The sequence below is a fragment of the Streptomyces hypolithicus genome, from assembly GCF_052934925.1.
In genome coordinates this window covers 4,077,830-4,092,612 of the sequence record NZ_CM128811.1, presented here as the reverse complement: position 1 = coordinate 4,092,612, position 14,783 = coordinate 4,077,830, and the positions used below count along the sequence as shown (strand labels likewise).

The window sequence follows — 14,783 nt, the reverse complement described above, 5'->3', positions numbered from 1 at the left end:
AAACCGTCCGGCAATCGATGTGTGGGCAGATACACCCCATCTTGCCTGACGTCCACCTCCCGGCGGAAACCGCCTGTCCACGGCCTGAACGCCGGCGGCCCCGGCGCGCCTGTAAGCCACGGCCCCGGCGAGCCTGGGCGCACCGGGGCCGGCGTGGGCGCCCGGGGGTCGGGCGTGACCGCTTCGGCCCGGTTACTCCTGGCCGGAGGTGGGCTTCTTCTTGCGGAGGAAGAAGACCGCTGCGGCGCCCACGACGACGAAAACGGCGGCGATGATCAGGATCGTCGGGGTGGCGTCGGAGGTCCCGGTCTCGGCGAGGTCGGGGCCGTCGGCCACCGGGGTGTCACCCGCGGTGGCGGGAATCGGACGGTTCTGAGGCTGATCCATGGTCCCCGAGCCCGTGCCGGTTCCAGACCCGACGCCCGTACGCGTGCCCGTACCCGCGCCTGCTCCCGCGCCGGTGGCGCCGGATGTCCTGCAGTCCAGCACACCCTTGAAGTTCTTCTTGTGGCCGCCCGGCCCCGCGATCGTGAAGTCGTACGCCTGGTCCTCCCCGACCGGGATCGTCACGGTCCGCGACTGGCCGGCGGCCACGGTGTGCTTGGTGTTCATGAGCGCGAAGCTGAAGGGCTCGTCGCCCTTGTTGGTGGCGGTGATGTCCACGCCGCCCTTTGCGCAGTTCTTCTTGGCGGAGAGCGCCGGGATGGCGCCCTTCTTCGCCCAGGTGGCGGTGGCGCCCGCCGAGACGGTGGATTCGCTGGAGCCGGCCAGGATCTGCGTCTGGCTCTGCGCGGCCGCGGCGAAGGCCCGGCCGACCGGCACCGAGGTGGTGGCGTGGACGGTCAGCGCGGTCGAGCCGTCGGACGCGCCGGCGGGTACGTCGAAGTACAGCTCACCGCCGTTGACCGCGTCGGTGACGGGCTTGCCGTCCTTGCCGACGACCTTGACACCGCTGGCGGCCGCGTCGGTGGGCGGGGCCACCGTGACGCGCCCCGCGTCGGTGCGGACCGTGACCGGGCCCAGCTTCTCGCCGGCCTTGCCGGAGACCGCGCTCGGCTCCAGCATCAGGGACGCCCTGGGCTCGGCGGCGCCGCGCGCGTTCTTCTCCAGGAAGTCGGCGAGCTTCTCCGCCGTGGGGTCGAGCGCCTCGACCTTCACATGGTCCGAGTACCGCCAGATCGCGACCTGGGTTCCGGCCGCGGCCGTCTGCTCGGTGAGCGAGCCGGTGTGGGCCCGCTCGGCCAGCGCGCTCAGGTCGTCCACCTGCGGGTAGGAGTGCTCAAGAATCCAGCGGATCTTGCCGGCGTCGGCGTTCGCGCCGAGCGAGGTCTCGTCCCAGGAGGTCTCCAGGTACCGGGCCTGCTCCTGCGTCGGCCGGTGCACGTCCACGCAGTAGGTCTTGAGGGTGCCGCCTCCGTCGACCGTCATCTCGAACAGGCCGGCCGCGATCTGCTGGTCACCCCCGTCGGTGCGGATGACGGCCTGGTCGTAGATCTTCAGCCCGTCGAGAGTGGCTGCCGCACCGCCGTGGTGCGCGGGCGCCTCCTCCGCGACGGCAGGTATCGCGACGGACACCGCCCCCACCGCGAGGAGTCCCGAAGCCGCGGCAGTGGCGGCGATTCGGGCGGAGCGTCGTCCCCGTACAGCGCGCGCGGACGGTGCGAAGAGCGCAGAAAACACAGAATTCCCCTTCGGGCGAGGCCTTTTTCGCGTGCGTGCGACAGCGCGTGCGTGGGACAGCGCGCAGGTGCGACGGTTGGGGGGAGCGCCTCGCCGGCAGACTCAAGTGCCCCGTGAATATCCGGAAAGCCTAGAGACACGCCGTACGACAGCGCCCTGTCATGCCGTCACATCACCAATCCGAATCGGAATCGTTATCGCCCTTCGCTTCTTTGAGCCGACGCTGTCGACAAATCACCGTACGAATCAACCGAGTTGCGTTCTTCAGCAGCGACGACGTCCGCCCCCACGCGCCGCATGAGCCCCGGGTCGCCCCTCACCACCCGTCTGAAAGCCGATGTCCCGCGCGTCATGTCGTGCCCCACCGCGAGTGCGTCGATGTCCGCCGAGAACCGGCGCTGCCCGTCCCGCTCCTCGTCCCGGACCCGCAGCCGGCCGTTCACGACAAGAGGTTCACCGATCGAGACGGACGCGGCCAGATTCGTCGCCAGCGACCGCCGCGCCCACACCGTGTAGAAGCTGGAGTGCCCGTCCGCCCAGCTCTCCTTCTGGCGGTCCCAGTACCGCGGCGTCACCGCGAGACGAAACCGCGCGACTGGGCCCGCGGCCGAATCCCGGTAGTCCACCCCCGTTGCCGCGTTGCCCACCAACGTCACCAAGGTTTCGCTCATCACCGCTCCCCCTACCACCACCTGTGACCCGCCATCGGCCGGCCGACTGGTCCCATGCTGGCCGAGGACACCCGAGCCCGCCCGGGCCTGTGGATCACCGGCCGATTGTGGACAACCCGGTCACCGCCACGTACTGCTCCCGCACCTCCCGGTACCGCAACAGCTCCGCCGACACCGGGTCCAGTACACGCGCCCGCCCGCACCCCGCGGCCGCCTCCCGCAGCCGGCGTTCGGCCTCCTGCCCGTACCGCCGGGCCGGGCCTCTGGCCGCCATCGAGCACGCCCACTCCACCAGTGGGCCGCCAATGATCCCGCCGAGCATCACCAGTACGGGCGGCAGGAGTCCGGGGTCGAGTACGCCGACGATCTGGCCCACCAGCCACAGCCCCCCGAAGAACTGAAGCAGCGTCATCGCGGCCTGGGCCAGCACCGCCACCGGCCACCACGCCGGCCTCGGCGGCCTGCCGCGGGGCAGGCCCGCCCGTACCGCCAGTACGTCCAGCTCCTCCGGCAGCCCCGCGGCGCCGCGCACCGCTGCCTCCCGCACCGCTTGCGCCCAGGGCGCCGGCAGCCCGGCGGCGGCCTGGCCGGCGACCGTCCGTACCGCCTGCTCCACGCGCTGCCGGGCGGTGATCTCCTCGTCGGCCGGTGCCTTCCCGGCCACCGGACCTGCACCATTGCCGGGCATACGCCTCGACTCGTACCAGCGCCACAGCCTCAGCCACGGTGTGCCGCACGCCTTGCCCGCGTTCCTGCGCCACTCGCGTTCGGCGGCCTCGCCCACGGCGGACGCCCCGACGGCCGCCGCCAGCCGGTCGGTGAACTCGGCGCGTGCCCGCTCACCCAGCTCGGGCCGCCGGCCGTCGGCGATGTAGACGGGGCGCAGCCGGCCGGCGGCGGCGTTCACGTCGGCCGACAGCCGGCGGCCGGCCGCCCCGCGCTCCTGCACGAACTGGCCCAGCGTGTCCCGCAGTTCTCCGACGCCGTCTCCCGTGAGAGCCGACAGGGCGAGCACGGTGGCGCCGGGTTCGCCGTGTTCGCCGAGCGCGATGCCGTCGTCGTCGAGCAGGCGGCGCAGATCGTCGAGGACTAGGTCGGCGGCCTCGCCGGGCAGCCGGTCGATCTGGTTGAGCACGACGAAGGTGACTTCGGCGTGGCCCGCGAGGGGCCGCAGGTAACGCTCGTGCAGTACCGCGTCGGCGTACTTCTCCGGGTCGACGACCCAGATCACCGCGTCGACGAGTTTGAGCACCCGGTCCACCTGGTCGCGGTGCGCGGTGGCTGCCGAGTCGTGGTCGGGCAGGTCGATGAGCACCAGGCCGTGCATCGCCTCGTCGCGTTCACCGGCGTGCAGCGGTCTGCGGCGCAGCCGCCCCGGGATGCCGATGCGGTCGAGCAGGCCTGCGGCGCCGTCCGTCCAGCTGCAGGCGATGGGCGCGGACGTGGTCGGTCTGCGCGGCCCGGTGTCGGAGATCTGCACGCCGGCGAGGGCGTTGAAGAGGGTGGATTTCCCGCTGCCGGTGGCGCCGGCGACGGCGACCACGGTGTGCCGCGCGGAGAGCTGCTGGCGGGCGGCGGCCTCGTCGAGTACGCGGCCCGCCTCGGCGAGGGTGGCCGCTTCGAGGCGGGTGCGGGAGAGCCCGACGAGTTCGCGCAGGGAGTCGAGGCGGCCGCGCAGTTCGCTGCCGTAGGCGCCACCGGGCGGCGGGCCGTCGTACTCGTCGTCGCCCTGCGCCGGGTCCGGTGGTGACAGCACCAGGTCGCCGGTCTGCTGTCCGGTCTGTTCGTCCCCCGCGTGCTCGGCGACCCGCCGGGCGATCAGACCGTCGTCCCACCGGCCCTCGCCACGCCCTTCACCACACTCCTCATCGGTGTCGTCAGTCTCACCAGTACCAGTCTCACCTGTAACAGCAGCCACGGTTGGGGTCACTTCTCCCTCTGCAGTACGGAGAGCGCGGCGATCAGCTCGGCCTGCGGCTCCGGGGTCACCTCAAGAGCGTCGAGCGGCGCGAGCCGCCAGTCCCTCTCGGCATTGAGTACGCGGTCGATGTACGTCGCCAGCAGGTCCCCTCCCTTGTCGCGCAGCCGGAGCGCGGCGATCGCCCCGATCCGGTCGGCCAGCCGTTCCCCGGCGCTGCGCGCCCGCCGCCCGCCCAGCAGCGCGGCGGCGAGCAGGGCCGCGACGGTCTCGGGGTCGGGTGCGGGAGGCCGCTCCAGCCCCCTTACCTCTTCGTCGGCGAGCTCTTCGATCTCGCGCCGCCAGCGCCGGGCTGCCATCCCGATCCGTTCGACGGCCTCCCGGTCGGGCCGCCGGGCCGGCACCGCGCCGCCGGCGGGGTCGCGCCGCCACGCCTCGTGGACGTGCTCGTCGGCGGCGGCGACGGCGCACTGCATGAGCGCGGTGAGGCTCTCGGCGAGCGAGTCGAGCAGCTCCCCCGGGGAACTGTCCAGCGGGTACCCCCGCCAGCGGGTGAGCGCGTCCCCCGACAGGACGGCCCCGCGCTGGAGCCTGCGGCGTACCCGCGTGCCCTCCTTCTCGTACGCCTCCTCGACCGCCGCGGTGAGCCGCACGGACGCGGCGTACTGCGCGGCCACGGCCCCGGCGAGCTCGGGCATCCGGCGGTTGAGCGACTCGATGACGCCGGTGGCCGTACGAGCGACGGCCTGCTGACGGGCCGCCGGGTCGTGCGCCCGGTGGGCCAGCCAGGCGAACAGTGGGGCGACGGCGGTGGAAGGCAGCAGTCCACTGCCCCCGCCGGCGGATTCGGGCAGCTCGGGGATGGTGAACCGGGGCACGTCGCCGAGCCCGGCCTTGGTGAGCAGCGCGGCGTACTGCGCCGACACCTCGCCGATGACCTGGTGGGGCACCCGGTCGAGGACGGTGATGAGGGTCACGTCGTACTCCTTGGCGGTGCGCAGCATGTGCCACGGCACCGCGTCGGCGTAACGGGAGGCGGTGGTCACCATCACCCACACGTCGGCGGCGCAGATGAGCTCGGCGGCGAGCAGTCGGTTGGCGTCCACCAGCGAGTCGATGTCGGGCGCGTCGAGCACGGCGAGCCCGCGCGGCAGGGTTCCCACGGTCTCCAGCCGCAGCGCCTGCCCTTCCTCGCCGCGCCCCCGCTCGGCGTACACCTCACCGAGGGTCTCCTCGTGCTGCGGCACCCATACCCGGGCGAGCTGCGGCAGTACGCGGAGGTTCGCGAACCAGTGGTGGTCGTCCGGGTGGCAGACCAGCACCGGTGTGCGCGTCGTGGGCCGCAGCACGCCGGCCTCGCTGACGCGTCTTCCGACGAGGGAGTTGACGAGGGTCGACTTCCCGGCCCCGGTGGATCCGCCGATGACGGCGAGCAGGGGCGCTTCGGGCTGTTTCAGCCGTGGCACCAGATAGTCGTCGAGCTGCGCGAGCAACTCGACCCGGGTCTGCCGCGCGCGCGGAGCCCCCGCCAGCGGCAGCGGGAGGCGCACGGCGGCGACACGGTCGCGCAGGGCGGAAAGTGCGTCGATCAGCTGAGGCCGTGCGTCCAAGGTCACCACATGTGAAGAATGCCCAATTTTGGAGCGTTTTAGAAGCTTGAAGGCACCTCTGCGCCCCGATTGGCGGCCCAGGACAGACGGGACGAGTGGGACGCAGGCATAACGAGTGCACAACACCCGGGGCGCGAGACGTCAAAAGCGATGCACGATTCGCACTCGCCTGCGATTATCGGCTTCGCTTCACTGAACCTTTACATCGTGCCACGCAGGTGAAGCAACAGGCCCAAAGCAATGGGAGCCCTATCCTTGTCCCCGGCAAGGCCCAGGACTCCCCGAGCCCGGGGCCCCTGGCCTGCCAAAGGCCACGATCCGGCCCCCGTAGCTCAGTGGATAGAGCAGGCGCCTTCTAAGCGCTTGGCCGCAGGTTCGAGTCCTGCCGGGGGCACTCTCGTTTTCGCAGGCCAGAGGCTCCACCCCCCTCCGTAAGATCATTTACGGAGGGTTTTCTCTGTAGCCAGCCACAAGGTTCGAACAGAGCATGCGTCAACGCGACTCCCGCTTCATCCATCGCATGCCCCTACGACTAGGCGCCTGCTCCAGCCTCGAGCCGGGCCGTCAGTGCGACGCGGACGGGGCTCCTATGCCACTCCCGCGCCAGCGAGAAAGCGACTCGCTGGACCACTCCACGACACGTGCAGTCGGTCGCGTGCGCGCGTACAGGCGACGAAGAGCAGACAACGCTCGGCTGTCAGATCCGTGTGGTGCTGAATGGGGTCGAGTTCCATCGGCGTGATGGCCCCTGGGTACGGAAGCGTCCCTTCGCGGACCCCAACAACCGCCACGCACCTGAACTCCAGCCCTTTGAGGGAATGCATGGTTGCGATCCTGACGCCCTCAGCGTCGGCGCCTCCGTCTTGCCGTAGCCGGACCGCGGGGATTCCCTCGTCCCGCAACCGCTGCGCTACGCTGTACACGATCTTGTTGAACCGGGCAGCCACCGCGATGTCGGACAGCTCGACTCCACTGTCAGCCCATTCCCGGATACGCACCACCAGCTCGGCCAGTTCCGCATCCGGGTCATCCGTGGCACACACGGTCGGGCGGGCGCCGCGGAGCGAGGACCGGAATCCTGCCAGCGTGTCCGCGCTGCCGTTCTCCAGTTGCTCCACGGGCCGGCCGTCCAGCAAAGCCACCGCCCAGGTGAGGATTTCCTGCGTACTGCGGTAGTTCTTGCGCAGCCGGGTGGAACGGCCGGTCACCGGGATCCCTAGTGATCTCAGAGACACCTTCGTGTCGTAGATGCGCTGATGCGGGTCGCCGGCAATGAACAAGTCGTCAGGGCGAGCGGGCACCACGGCCCGCAGCAGCCTCCACTGAGCGGGGTGGAGGTCCTGTGCCTCGTCAATGACAACATGCCGGTAGAGCGGCACCCCGGATGCGGTGACCCGCAACGCCGCTTCATCACACACCCCCAGATGCGTACGCGCGGAGCGCTTGTCGAGCGCGGCCTGGAACGCCTCCACCGCCTGCCAGACCTCGTGCCGTCGAGCGGAGGCGAGTCGGGAGCCCCGACCGCTTCTGGACGCCTCTCGGTAGGCGTCGAGCGAGCGCAGGCCCTGCGCCAAGATGACGTGCTTGTACTCCTGGGCCAGGAACTGGCCGCTCCACGGCAGGCCCAGCTGCTCGCCGATCTCTCCCCAGAGAGCCGGCTCCTGCACCCCGTCGAGGTACACACGCCGGGCGGCGTCATGTGATTCAACGATCTCTCGTGCCAAGGCGTTGACTGTCGACACGTCCACCCGGCCGCGCAGCTCCTCGTCCTCGATCAGCAGGGCCAGCCCCTCACGAAGAGCCGAGGTGAGCGCCCCGGTGTATGTGGTGAGCAGGATGCGTTCGCCGGCCCGTAGATGCCCCAAGAGGTGCTTGACCCGATGGAGCGCCACCACAGTTTTTCCCGTGCCCGGTCCGCCGGTCACTTGGGCAGGTCCCGAGTAGCTGGGCCGGTACGCCAAATACCGCTGAGACGGGTGCAGGAAGATCCTCCACGCGGCGAACGGCTTGTCGAGGATCTCGGACAGTTCTCCCGGGCCCGTCACCAGGGCAATGCGCGACGGAGTGTTACGCATCGCACCGGCCAGGTCTGTACGGTCCACCGTCAGCGCGCCGTTCCGGGCGCGGAATGCGACCAACTCACCCCATACCGTCTGCACGCTCAGTCCCTCGGCGAGGAACTGCAGCACCTGCCACTGATCCTCCGGCATCAACGGAGCGAAGGCGTCGAGCTGCTCCTTGGAGGTCAGGGAACGGGCAGCGCGCAGCACGTCATCCTCGATGCCGAGGCCACGAAGTTCCCCGTCCGGGTGACGGGCGAAGAGAGGTTCCACCGCGGCGGTGGCCGCCTCCGCCTCCCATGCTGGCACCAGCTGTTCCACGGTCACGACGTCACGGATCTCCAGTCCATGGGTCACCGCGTTAACGCTCGGCACCTGGTTGGCCGCCCACGTGTAGGCGTCGTCGTGCGCCATCACACGCAGCAGCAGAAAGTCCTCGCCAGTGCCGGGAGCCAGTACGACTCCCCGATAAAACCTGTCGATACGGCAGGTATAAATGTGCTTGTCCCTGGCCCCCTTGGGCTGCTTGAAATCCAGTCCGGCGTCCGACCAGAGCTGTGTGAGCGCGAGCTGCTGAAACTTCAGAGCCGTCTTCACGGCCCCGGACCGCGCCTTGGAGTCGAGCTTCCCGAACTCGTCGAGGAACCGGACCGACAGAGCCAGCTGTGCCATGGAAGCTCCTTCGGTCAGTTTCGGCGCGTGGCGGCCCGGCCGACGCCCGTAGTGCGCGAGGTGCGCAGCCGGATACGTACGAGCGCGTCCCGCACCTGGACGGTCTCTGGTGCATCCGGCCCGTACTCGGCCATCAGGTCCCGGTACAGCGGCATCAGCACCTCGACCGCTCCCTGCCCCCAGTCACGATCACGCGCTTGAACTTTTCATATGCTACGAGAAGCGTGAGCCCGCGGAACGGAACAGATACGTCCGCGTCACAGCCCGTGCTGATCGAGGAGGCGCATCAGATTTCGCTTGCGCTTCTGTTCGGCGCGGAGCTCGCCCAGGTAAGCGGTGAACTCGTCCGGCGATCCCAGTCGGCGATGGCAGTCGCGGACGCTCAGCAGAAGGCCCACCAGCTGTTCGTAGACGGCGTTCCCCGTTTCGCGCCGGAGAGGTTGGATGCGCTCCAGGTATACGCGCAGCGAATCGGCGGGCCGGGTGTCACGTACGCGATCGGCGAGGATGAGCCACTGTCGGCTGTCGGCACCCGTCTCGGTGGCGGCCCGCCAGGCGACTTCAGGTTCGTTGTCGTAGAGCAGGGCGTCGATAAGGGCCAGGCCGCCGTACCGGCCCTTTGTGCGTTGGGACGCGTCGGCGCGCAGCAATTCCAGGGCACCCTCCCGCTCCGTCTGCCAGCACTCGGCACCGCGCGCTTCCTTACGCAGGTTCTGATACGCGGCCAGCGAGCGGCGCGCGGCAAGCTGGTCACGGCGAAGGGCGACTGCCCGGGGTCGTTGCCCGTATTGCTCGTAGCGCGTGCAGAGGTAGTCGATCAGGCCGCTGTCGAGGTCGGCGGGGTCAGGGGTGTCCCCGATGCCGCGCTCGGCCCAGGCGAGCGCCTCGTCCGGGCGGCCGGCGGTGTCCAGTTCCCGGGCGATGGTCAGGTGCGTGCTGCCGTCCGGGGCGAGGTCGGCCGCGTGCACGGCGACCAGGGCGTCCACGTTCCCCTCCGCCTTGGTCAGGCGCTCCATCAGGTACTTCTCCGCCCAGCCCGACCGGTTGCCGCGCCAGGCATCGACCACCAACTCCCTTACAGTGGAAAGCCCTTGTTCGCCGAGAACGTCCCGGTAGTCGAACAGGTCGATGTCGGTCAACTCGTTGAGGTCACCGAGCAGGTGTCCGACCAACCACTGCGCCGTCGCCACCGGATCCGGGTGCGCCGCACGGCACGCGTCGAGATGCACTGCGGCAAGATCACTCCCTACCGAGCCGACCGCGCCGTCGGAATCGTCGATCTGCTCGTAGGCGCCGCCCAGTTCCCGCATCGCGTCCCGGGCCAGGACCATCGCCTCCGCAGGCTGTCCGGCTTCGGTGAGTGCGGCGATCGCGGCCACCGCCTGCGCGGCTTGTTCTCCGTAGGCGTGCGCGTCCGCGTATTCGACGTATCCGTAGCGCGCGAAGGGGCCGATTTCGAGGAGTTCGGTGATGCGCGCGCGGACCTCGGCGAGGTCGGCCCGCGCGGTTGCGGCCCGCAGTTCCAGGCGTCGGCGCAACTGCCGGTCCTGCGCCACCTGTTCCCGTACAAGTGTCAGCAGCTCCTCCCGCGAAAGTGCGGCCAGCCACGTCTCCAGGCTCTGTGCGCGGGCCTTGGCCCGGGTGCGCTGTCGGGGCAGGCTCTCCGGCCGCCCGAGCACGGTGAGCCCCACCGCGACCAGGTGTTTGCAGAAGTTGCCGTCGAGACCGTAGGGGCAGTCGCAGTCCCCGGTGATGCTCGCGGGGCCATCGAGCGACAGGTGGACCTCATACGCATCCGTCCCGTGGACGGTGGCGGTGATCCAGCCGTCCCCGACCTCCAGACCGGTCACCGCGTCCAGGTAACCCAGCCCCCGCTCGAAAGAGCGTGGCCCCGCCAGTACCCGCAGATCACCCTCGGTGAAGTCGCCCATGGCCTCATCTCCCTCCTTGGCGGTCGCGATGAGCACATTACGCTCGTCAGCTTCAGCCATTGGCGGCTTCAAGCCCAGCCGGCGCAGTGCTCAGTGTCACCCTGCCCCGGTCTGGGGTCGTGGGTAAGGACCGGAGGCACCTCAGGGCTCCGGTGGACGGCATCTGCCTCCCTGGAAATCCACCGCCACAGCCGAAACGGGAGCGTGCCCCAACATGCCGCGCACCACGACTACCGCGGCTGCCACGCCCGTACGAGGTCCTCCGGCCCCCAGTGCGCCGCCAGCGGCAGATTGTCAGCCACTCCGCAGCGGGAGACCGCGACGAGCGGGGTGTCGGGTTCGGCACCGGGGACAGCGAGCATGTCGCGTACCAGGGCGTCGTACTCATGACGACCGAAAGGCTGGGTCTCCAGCCACTTGACCGATCCGACGAAGTGCACCTGCCGGGCCACCGGTTCACGGTCTGCGCCGATGAGGTCGATCTCGGGGTTGTTCTGACGGTTCCACCAGCCGCCGACTGCCTCGGTCTCGGGCCACTCTTCATCGGGCAGCAGGCGCAACAAGGACTCGCGGATCAGCGGCTCCACTGCTCGGCCACGCCAGGTGGTCCAGGACCGCTCGATGCGTTCCAGCGCCAGGTCGCCGCGGCCACGCTCGATGAGCGGGATCGCGCGTTGCAGGAACGCCAGCCAGAACCGCAGATACGGATCGGCGATCCGGTAGCGCTTGTTCTTGCTGTCCGGCTTGACAGACAGGGGGAGATCAGCAGCCAGAACCCGCTTGGCCTGCAGCGTGGTCAGCAGCGGGGAGAGCGTGCCGGACGGCAGCGCGCTGGAGCCGCCGGCTTGGGCGGCGATCGTACTGAAGGTCCGCTCACCACTGCCGACCGACTCGAGCACCGCCCGGGAATGCGAGGCTTCGGGAAACTCACCGAGCAAGGACAGCTCGCCGGCCACCAACAAGGGCGACAGGGGATTCGCGGCCGACCCACGCAGGAATTCCGCCCGGCTCATCCCTGGCTGCCATGACTGCACGATCTCCGGGAATCCGCCGGTGATCAGCTGGGCATCCACGGCGTCCGCCGCGTCGAGCGCGGTCATGGCCTGCACGTCTGCCAGGTGCAGAGGCTGGACGGTCATCTTCGCCGCCCGTCCGAAGAAGGGACGCCCGTACGACTGCAACGCCTCCATCACCGACATGTCGCTGCCGACGAGCAACAGGAGCACCGGCTTGGACGACAGATGACGGTCCCAGACGGTCTGGAGCGCGCCCTCGAATTCCTGGTCCTGCTCGACCAGCCAGGGCACCTCGTCGATCACCGCGACGCTGGGCCTGTCGTCCGGAACCGCGAGCGCAAGCGACCGCAGGGCCTGATTCCAGTCCTGCGCCTGGAGGCCGGCGACCAGTTCCGCCCCCGGCAGCGGCGACTGCGCCAATAGCGCAGTGAAGTCTGCTCGCTCCGCCACGGGGTTACGCCCCCGGGTGGCCTGGAACATGACGTAAGGCGCCCCCGAACGGTCACAGAACTCCTGAACCAGCCGTGACTTCCCCACTCGCCGCCGTCCCGTCAAGATCACAGCTCGGCCCCGCGTAGCGCCACCGCCCTCTGCGACCATCCGGTACTGCTCAGCCAGCAGCTGAAGATCCCTGGCGCGACCTTGGAATTCCACTAGGCACCACCAATTAACGTAGAAGCATTCTTACGTAGATTGAATATTACCTCGGTCCTCCTCAGACTCGGACGTGAAGGGGCGGGGGAAACGCGACTACCGCCCAGAATTCACCGGACTGGCACCTCGCCCGAGCGCAGCAATCGACCTCGCGCACCCAACGAAGATCGTCCCTCATAGGTCCCACAACGCGCCTGACAGTCCATCAGGCAGGTGAATATCGGCAGGTCAGAGCGCTGCTGCTCCTGATAGAGCAGGCGCCTTCTAAGCGCTTGGCCGCAGGTTCGAGTCCTGCCGGGGGCACCACCAAAATTGGCCCTTACGGCCTGGTGCGCGATAGGGGGCGGATCAGGCCGTTATTGATCGCCGCACACGGCGGTGCCCGGATACGGCAACCGGTGACGCATCAACGTCCTATGGCCACGGATGGCATGCGCAAGAAGCCATCCCGCGCCATCGCGCCATCCCAGGTCGGGGCGCCGTGACCGAACGGCGAACCAGGTGACAAGTAACCCCCAGTGGTTTCCTCGATGTGGGGGGGGGCTCCTACCGCTGGCCTCAGCCGTACGTTGACGTGGGCTGTTCTGGAGGGACTGAGGGGACCTCGGATAGGCTCGCGCGATCGGGCCGGGCCGCCAAGGAGCTGCGGCCGCATGGAGGGAAGGCGGGGTCATGGCGCAGCAGGCTTCGGCGTCCCGGGAACCTGAGCAGGCGCCACCGCTACTACTGCACCCGGATGAGGCGGGGCGGATCGCGGCGGTGCGCCGCTACGACATCCTTGATACCCCGCCGGACGGGGCGTTCGACCGGGTCGCGGCGATGGCCGCACGACTGCTGGACGTGCCGGTGGCGTCGGTGACGATCGTGGACAGTGACCGGATCTGGTTCAAGACCGCGCACGGTCTGGAAGGGGTCAGCGAGATCGGCCGGGATCTGGGCCTGTGTGCCTCGGCGATCCTGCGTGATGACGCCCTGGTGATCTCCGACGCTCTCGCCGACCCGGTGGCCTGCTCCAACCCGCTGGTGGCGGGGCCCATGGGAGTGCGTTTCTACGCCGCGGCCCCGATCACCACTGCTGATGGGCACCGGCTGGGTACCGTGAACGTCCTGGACACCCGCCCACGGCTGATCAGCGCCGCTGACACCGCGACGCTGGCGGACCTGGCCGCGATCGTGATGGACGAGCTCGAACTGCGGCTGTCCGCCCTGGGCACGGTCCGGGCCGAACAGGCTCAGCGGGAGGCCGAGCACCAGCGGGCCGAGAGCGAACGCGTGGCGCGCGAGCAGGCCGAGCGGGACAAGAGCGCCATCGCCGCCTTCGCCGCCACCCTCCAGCGCACCCTCCTGCCGCCGGCCCTGCCGACGGTTGCCGGATTGGAACTGGCCTCCCACTACCACACCGCTTCCTCCCGGGACGTGGGCGGCGACTTCTACGACGTCTTTCCGCTCGGCTCGGGGCAGTGGGCGTTCTTCCTCGGTGATGTGTGCGGCAAGGGTGCCGAAGCCGCCGCCGTGACCTCCCTGACCCGCTACACGCTGCGCGCGGCGGCCCATGTGGACCCCGACCCCGAAGCGGTCCTGACCACGTTGAACTCCGCGCTGCTGATGGACCCCTCCATCGGCAGCCGGTTTTGCACCGCGGTGTTCGGCGTTCTGGTCCCCGAGGAACAGGGCGCCGGCTTCACGGTCACGGCGGCCACCGGCGGCCACCCCCCGACCTACCATCTGATTCCCGGCGAGCAGGCGGGCGGGGTCCGGGTGAGTCCGGTGCATCCCAAAGGCGGCATGCTCATCGGGGCTTTCGCCCAGGCCCGTTTCGCCACCACTACCGTGTTCCTGGCTCCCGGCGAGGCGCTGCTGCTGTACACCGACGGGCTGACCGAAGCCCGCACCCAAGACGGCGGCATGCTCGGCGAGGACGGGCTGATCGCCTTCCTGGCCCAGCGCCCCGCCCCGATGTCCGCCGCCGCCCTGGTCAAGGACACCGCCGCCCTCCTGGACGCACTGCCCGAGGGCCCCGACGACGATGTGGCGCTGCTCGCGCTGAGCGTGCCCACCCGCCCCGCGGCGCCGCGCGGTGCCAGCGCCACCGCCCACACCACCACAGCACCCAGTGCCGGGGCGTCCGAGTCCGCAGGCAGGAGCCCTGAAGCCCCGTGAGTGACACCTCTGACCTGGTCCTCTCGCACTACCATCACGGCGCGACCACCGTGGTCGCCGTCACCGGCGAGATCGACTTCCACAGCGCCCTCGCGCTGCGCGCCCGTTGCCTGGACCTGATCGAGCAAGGCCATCCGCGCCTGGTCCTCGACCTGTCGCAGATCGCCTTCTGCGACTCCTCCGGCCTAAGCACCTTCATCAACCTGTGGCATCGCACCCGGGCAGCCAACGGCTGGCTGGCGCTGGCCGCGCTGCCCGTGTCGCTGGACCGGGTGCTGCGTCTGACCGGCGTCGATACCCTCCTGCCCGTCCACGCGAGCGCAGCGGACGCCCTGGCCGCCCCTGGCGCACTGCCGCTGGAAACTGCCTGAAGCAGCAGGTCATCGGCAAAGCCGAAGTCCTGCGGGTCAC

10 protein-coding genes and 1 tRNA gene are annotated in these 14,783 nt (G+C 69.7%); 3 read left to right on the top strand and 8 right to left on the bottom strand.

What is annotated here, in order from left to right:
* Positions 1 to 192 precede the first annotated feature (192 nt).
* From ACU6WZ_RS19400 to ACU6WZ_RS19385, 4 genes are all read right to left on the bottom strand, one after another.
* Positions 193 to 1,680, bottom strand: a complete 1,488-nt coding sequence (locus ACU6WZ_RS19400) for a Cys-Gln thioester bond-forming surface protein (RefSeq protein ID WP_447029330.1) — start codon at positions 1,678 to 1,680, stop codon at positions 193 to 195.
* Positions 1,681 to 1,874: 194 nt separating this feature from the next.
* Positions 1,875 to 2,351 carry a single-stranded DNA-binding protein gene (locus ACU6WZ_RS19395; RefSeq protein ID WP_447029329.1) on the bottom strand — a complete coding sequence of 159 codons (477 nt, stop codon included), beginning with the start codon at positions 2,349 to 2,351 and terminating at the stop codon, positions 1,875 to 1,877.
* 94 nt (positions 2,352 to 2,445) lie between these two features.
* Positions 2,446 to 4,269: a YfjP family GTPase gene (locus tag ACU6WZ_RS19390; protein WP_447029328.1), complete on the bottom strand. Its 1,824-nt coding sequence runs from the start codon at positions 4,267 to 4,269 to the stop codon at positions 2,446 to 2,448.
* Between the two features lie 8 nt (positions 4,270 to 4,277).
* Positions 4,278 to 5,879, bottom strand: a complete 1,602-nt coding sequence (locus ACU6WZ_RS19385; RefSeq protein ID WP_447029327.1) for a dynamin family protein — start codon at positions 5,877 to 5,879, stop codon at positions 4,278 to 4,280.
* 321 nt (positions 5,880 to 6,200) lie between these two features.
* Here ACU6WZ_RS19385 and ACU6WZ_RS19380 point away from each other — a divergent pair.
* A tRNA-Arg gene (locus tag ACU6WZ_RS19380) sits at positions 6,201 to 6,273 on the top strand.
* 193 nt (positions 6,274 to 6,466) lie between these two features.
* Here ACU6WZ_RS19380 and ACU6WZ_RS19375 read toward each other — a convergent pair.
* From ACU6WZ_RS19375 to ACU6WZ_RS19360, 4 genes are all read right to left on the bottom strand, one after another.
* Positions 6,467 to 8,611 (bottom strand): 3'-5' exonuclease, encoded by a 2,145-nt coding sequence (locus ACU6WZ_RS19375; protein WP_447029326.1) that lies wholly within the window; start codon positions 8,609 to 8,611, stop codon positions 6,467 to 6,469.
* A 14-nt stretch (positions 8,612 to 8,625) separates the two neighbouring features.
* Positions 8,626 to 8,772 (bottom strand): hypothetical protein, encoded by a 147-nt coding sequence (locus ACU6WZ_RS19370; RefSeq protein WP_447029325.1) that lies wholly within the window; start codon positions 8,770 to 8,772, stop codon positions 8,626 to 8,628.
* Positions 8,773 to 8,868: 96 nt separating this feature from the next.
* The gene (locus tag ACU6WZ_RS19365) at positions 8,869 to 10,542 is read right to left on the bottom strand and encodes an SWIM zinc finger family protein (RefSeq protein WP_447034135.1); all 1,674 of its coding nucleotides are present in this window, start codon (positions 10,540 to 10,542) and stop codon (positions 8,869 to 8,871) included.
* A gap of 230 nt (positions 10,543 to 10,772) precedes the next feature.
* Positions 10,773 to 12,212 (bottom strand): ATP-binding protein, encoded by a 1,440-nt coding sequence (locus ACU6WZ_RS19360; RefSeq protein WP_447029324.1) that lies wholly within the window; start codon positions 12,210 to 12,212, stop codon positions 10,773 to 10,775.
* A gap of 672 nt (positions 12,213 to 12,884) precedes the next feature.
* Here ACU6WZ_RS19360 and ACU6WZ_RS19355 point away from each other — a divergent pair.
* Positions 12,885 to 14,372: a PP2C family protein-serine/threonine phosphatase gene (locus ACU6WZ_RS19355; protein ID WP_447029323.1), complete on the top strand. Its 1,488-nt coding sequence runs from the start codon at positions 12,885 to 12,887 to the stop codon at positions 14,370 to 14,372.
* A complete protein-coding gene (locus ACU6WZ_RS19350; RefSeq protein ID WP_447029321.1) occupies positions 14,369 to 14,743 on the top strand; it encodes an STAS domain-containing protein in 375 nt (124 codons plus the stop codon). Before ACU6WZ_RS19355 ends, ACU6WZ_RS19350 begins: the two co-directional genes overlap by 4 nt.
* Positions 14,744 to 14,783: the final 40 nt, after the last annotated feature.

Bases quoted from the DNA above. Each gene is read 5' to 3' on its own strand.
- ACU6WZ_RS19365 (WP_447034135.1), bottom strand. From the start codon at position 10,542: ATGGGCGACTTCACCGAGGGTGATCTGCGGGTACTGGCGGGGCCACGC.
- ACU6WZ_RS19375 (WP_447029326.1), bottom strand. From the start codon at position 8,611: ATGGCACAGCTGGCTCTGTCGGTCCGGTTCCTCGACGAGTTCGGGAAG.
- ACU6WZ_RS19395 (WP_447029329.1), bottom strand. From the start codon at position 2,351: ATGAGCGAAACCTTGGTGACGTTGGTGGGCAACGCGGCAACGGGGGTG.
- ACU6WZ_RS19355 (WP_447029323.1), top strand. From the start codon at position 12,885: ATGGCGCAGCAGGCTTCGGCGTCCCGGGAACCTGAGCAGGCGCCACCG.